3 protein-coding genes and 1 pseudogene are annotated in these 5,260 nt (G+C 22.3%); 2 read left to right on the top strand and 2 right to left on the bottom strand.

From position 1 onward, the window contains the following. Positions 1–253: 253 nt before the first annotated feature. Complete coding sequence (locus T523_RS06615; RefSeq protein ID WP_042708166.1) at positions 254–865, bottom strand: GNAT family N-acetyltransferase; 612 nt, start codon at positions 863–865, stop codon at positions 254–256. 96 nt (positions 866–961) lie between these two features. After that, positions 962–1,750, bottom strand: coding sequence for a nickel pincer cofactor biosynthesis protein LarB (larB, locus tag T523_RS06610; RefSeq protein ID WP_042708165.1), 789 nt, complete (start codon positions 1,748–1,750; stop codon positions 962–964). Between the two features lie 354 nt (positions 1,751–2,104). Between larB and hypF the strand changes: the two genes are divergently transcribed. Both hypF and T523_RS09050 read left to right on the top strand, forming a co-directional pair. Beyond that, entirely contained in the window at positions 2,105–4,444 is a 2,340-nt protein-coding gene (hypF, locus tag T523_RS06605) for a carbamoyltransferase HypF (RefSeq protein ID WP_042708164.1), read from the top strand. A 684-nt stretch (positions 4,445–5,128) separates the two neighbouring features. Continuing rightward, positions 5,129–5,260: pseudogene (locus tag T523_RS09050) on the top strand (IS5-like element ISMefo1 family transposase); the annotation flags it as partial.

Raw genomic sequence — 5,260 nt, 5'->3', positions numbered from 1 at the left:
AAAAAAAAAACAAAAATAAATTAAATAAAATAGATTTTATTGAAACATCCTAATTTTTAAAAAAAAAAACTTTATTAAATAAAATTTAAAGTATAAATATTATTTAAAATTATAAAAAATAAGATTTAAAGAGTTTAAAATAATAATATCATTTAATAAGTTATTTGAAACTTATAAATTAAATAAAAGTAGATTAAATTAATAAATAAAAATATTAAATTCAAAAAATATTAGAAAATAATTAAGATATAAATTAAATTAAATATTCCATATTATACATCTTTTTTTCATAACCTGCAAATTTAAATGATTTTTTATCATATACTCTAAAACCTAAAGATTCATATAATTTATGAGCAATAGAATTTTTAAAATCAACATCAATCACTACACGACTAAATCCTTGTTCTTTTGCTTGTTCTATAGCATGCTGAACTACTGCACGTCCCACACCTTGACATCTTTCAGCATTATTAGTAGCAATTTCTGCAATATAAAAATCATTATCTTTAATATGAGATAATGTAAATTTATCTATAAAATTCTGTTCAGAAAAGTGAAATGCTTGCATAAATTTAAGTTTTTTAAATAAAAAAACAGAATCATTTAGATAATTGATGTTTTTACCTTTAGAAATAAGTAATATTGCAAGTATTTTAGAAGGATCCTCTTTTTTATAAATTACATAGAATTTAAAAAAATCATCAACATGAGGATATTTTGCTAATAATTTATTTTCAATAGCTGAAACCGCTTCTTGTTTAGTATTAAATAATTTTTTAAGTACTCTTAAATCGATTTCAAATATAAGATCAGCAACTTGATGAACATTATGGATCTTAGGATTAAATTCCTCGAATATCAATTAAATCTTCCCCAAAAAAATGATAAACTCTAAAAAAAATAACAATAAATATTATATTAAGTATAATAAAACTCATATTTAAATATTATGTTTAATTTATTTTTTATCAAAAGTATTTAAAATAGTTAAAGCATTAACTGCTGCACCAAAACCATTATCAATATTAACAACAGACATTCCAGGAGCACATGATTGTAACATTGCATTTAATGCTGTTATACCTCCTTGACCAACACCATATCCAATTGAAGTAGGAACAGCAATTATAGGAATATCAACTAAACCTGCAATAACAGAAGGTAATGCTCCTTCCATACCTGCACAAACAATTAAAATTTTAACATTTTCTTTAATCATTTCTGCTAAATTTGGAAATAATCTATGTATACCAGCAACACCAATATCATAACTTGTTAATACAGAAACACCACTTTCTTCTAAAATTACCTTAGATTCTTCTGCAATAGGAATATCAGAAGTTCCTGCAGTTATTATTCCAACTTTATAATTATAATTAACTTTAGGTTTTTCATTATCTTTTTTAATAATCAAAATTTTAGCTTTCTTATTATAATTTAAAAAGAGCCCATCAGACTTTAAGTAACTAATATCTTCTTTTAATTTTAAATATCTTTCATTAGATAATCTAGTAATTAAAAGTTTATCATCATGAGAATTTTTAAAAAAGCCATTAATTATTAGTAACAAATCATCATAATCTTTAGTTTCTGCTAAAATTGCTTCAGGAAATCCGGTTCTAGCTTTTCTATTAATATCTAATTTAGCAACATTATTTAATTCCATAATCTCATTTGATTTTAATAGATTTTCACATTGATTTATACTTAACTTACCTTTTTGAAAATCTTCTAGAATTTCCCTCATATTATCTTTCCCTTAAAATTATAAAATATTAATATATTATAATATAATACATTAATAGTATATTAAAATTTTACATAAATAATAAAATTAAAAGATAATCTTATTTTAATTTATAAAAAAATAAATTTTTAAAAAAAAAACTTAATTTATATTATTTAATAGCTATAATAGATTTAAATTTTTAATGAATAAAAAAATTAAAGAATAATTTAATATATCTACTACTACATTAATTATAATATATACCTAATAATTTATTGATATATATTAAATTATTAAAAATAGCTATAATTAAAATTAATATATAATACAAATATTAGATTAAAATAACTAAGAAATAAATTTGTGATAATAATGGTAACAAGTAAAATTTTAGTTTCAGGAATAGTTCAGGGAGTAGGATTTAGACCAACAGTATATCGAATAGTCAGTAAACTAAAATTAAATGGAAGTATTAGAAACCTTGGAAATATTGTAGAAATAATTTTACAAGGAGATAAAAAAGACATAGAAAAATTTAGAACAATACTTTTTAATGAACTTCCTCCAATAGCTAAAATAGAAAAATTTGAAAACGAATGGATAGAAACTAATAAAAAATATACTGATTTTAAAATACTTAAAAGTTCTGATACATATGGTGGAAGTTCTGTTATTCCACCAGATGTTGCAACATGTGATAGGTGTCTTGAAGAAATTACTAATCCAAATAACAGAAGATATTATTATCCATTTAATGCTTGTTGTGATTGTGGACCTAGATTTACAGTAATTGAAACTGTACCTTATGATAGAGATAAAACAAGTATGGATGAATTTCCATTATGTGAAGAATGTAAAAAAGAATATACTAATCCATTAGATAGACGTTACCATGCAGAAGCCATGTGCTGTATTAAATGTGGACCTTCACTTAAATTATATGATTCAGAAAAAAATATAATTAAAAGTGATAATCTAATTAGAGAAACTATAAAATTACTTGATGAAGGAAATATAATAGCATTAAAAGGAATTGGTGGAACACATTTTGTTTGTAAAACAACAGATAACGAAGTTGTAGAAAAATTAAGATCTAGACTAAATAGGCCTTCACAAGCATTTGCAGTAATGTCACATAATATTAATAATGCTAAAGAATTTGCAAAAATCAGTCCTCTTGAAGAAAAAACTTTAAATTCAAGACAAAGACCAATTGTAGTATGTAAAAAAAATAAAAATTACAATCTTGGAGATTCAGTTGCACCTGGATTACACACAATAGGAGTGATGTTACCTTATACTCCTTTACATCATATTATGTTTATTGAAAATGAAAAGATAAATGGTGATCTAGCATATATTATGACTTCTGCAAATATTCCTGGAGAACCTATGATGATTGATAATGAAAGTATCTTAAATAATCTTGAAGGAATATATGATTATGCATTAATACATAATAGAAAAATAATCAATAGATGTGATGATTCTGTTATTAAATATAGAAATAATAAACTTTCATTTATAAGACGGTCAAGAGGATATACACCAGAACCATATGAAATAGCAAGTAAAATTAAAGCACTAAATGAAAATATAAATAATAAAAATATATTAGCACTTGGTCCTGAACTTGATGTAACATTTACAATTTTAAATCATGGTCTTGGATATGTATCACAACATATTGGTAACACAAATAAATATAAAACATATGAATTTTTACAAGATGCAATTAAACATATGATGAGTATTACAAAAACAGAAGATTTTGACTTAATTGCATGTGATATGCATCCTCAATTTTTTACAACAAAACTTGCAAAAGAATATTCTAAAAAATTTAATGTTCCTCTTATACCAGTACAACATCATCATGCACATGGAATAAATCTTGCAAATGATAATAATCTTGATGAATTAATATTTATTGCAGCTGATGGAGTAGGTTATGGTGATAATAAAACTGCATGGGGTGGAGAAATATTATATACAAATATTAAAAATTATGAAAGACTTGGTTCACTTCAAGAACAAAAGATGCCTGGTGGAGATTTATGTACTAAATATCCGGCAAGAATGTTAATGTCTATATTATTAAATAATGAAAAGACAAATTCAGAAGATATCATTGAACTAATGAATAAAGATTACCAAGAATATTTCAAATATGGTTCAGTAGAAATTAAAAATCTTGTAAAACAAATAGATTCTAACATTAATGTTGGAATAAGTACAAGTACTGGAAGAGTATTAGACTCAATATCTGCTGCATTAAATATTTGTGGAACACGTGATTATGAAGGAGAAGCTAGTATGAAACTAGAATCTGCAGCATATGGTGCTAATTATGATTTAAATATTCCAGTAAATATTAGTAAAAAAGATAATAGATATATTTTAGACACAACAAGTATTTTAGAAGAAGTAATTAATCTTAAAAATAAAAATGAAAAAACAAAAGAAATTGCATCTGCTGCACAAAGAGCTGTAGCAGAAGGTCTTAGTAAAATGGCAATATTATCTGCAGAAGATAAAAATATTCAAAATATTGGTGCTACAGGTGGTGTTTTCTACAATGAAGAAATTACATTAACTTGTAAGAAAATAATTGAAAATGCAGGTTATAATTTTATACAACATAATAATTCTTGTTGTGGTGATGGATCTGTTTCTTTAGGACAATCTATTGTAGCAAGTCAATATTTATAAGATATAAGAAATGATATTTAGAAATAAATATTTTAAAAAAATAGATTATATTAAAATTTTATTTAAAATTAATTTTTCTAAAATATTTTTTAGATTTATCTCAAATAAACCCCAATAAATTAAATAAAATATCTTAAATTAAAGACTATCTCAAATAAACCCAATAAGTTAATAGACCATCTTTAAATTAAAAGCTATCTTAAATAAACACCAATAAATTATTAAAATTAGAGTCTATTAAATCTATTTTTTATAAAAATCTAAATAATATTTAACACTATAAATCAAAAGTTTATTCTAAAATTTTAACAAATTTAATATGAAATACTATAAAAGAGAAATATTAATTATTATAATTTATTCTAAAATTAATAAATTTCAATAAATTAGTAAATTAAATTTTAATAAAATTTTAATTTATATCTTCAATAAAAAGTTTAAAATAACTTAAAAATTAAATAAGAATTTCTAGTTTAAGTTTAGAATAAATAGTTAATAAATTTTAGGGGCCTGAATTTTTGACTTGTTTTTGAGCCCTCATTTTTCTTATTTTTATATTTTTAATTATTGTATATTCTTGTTTTGTAATAATACAATTGTAAAATTAGTAATTTAATAAAAAAAGGTCGTTTAAACCAATAAATTTAAATAATAAGTGCAACAAATATATATTTGACGATTAAAATGTTGCATAACTTAAATTTTGATAAAAACGACCCAAATTATATTATGTTGGACAAAATATTTAAAATTATTGGTTCTAGAAAATCAAAACAAATATTTTCATCTAATGGTTTTAAAAACCTTAAAAAATTA

Origin of the sequence: Methanobrevibacter wolinii SH (genome assembly GCF_000621965.1) — an archaeon.
Classification (GTDB): domain Archaea; phylum Methanobacteriota; class Methanobacteria; order Methanobacteriales; family Methanobacteriaceae; genus Methanarmilla; species Methanarmilla wolinii.
This window is presented reverse-complemented; position numbering and strand designations above follow the sequence as displayed.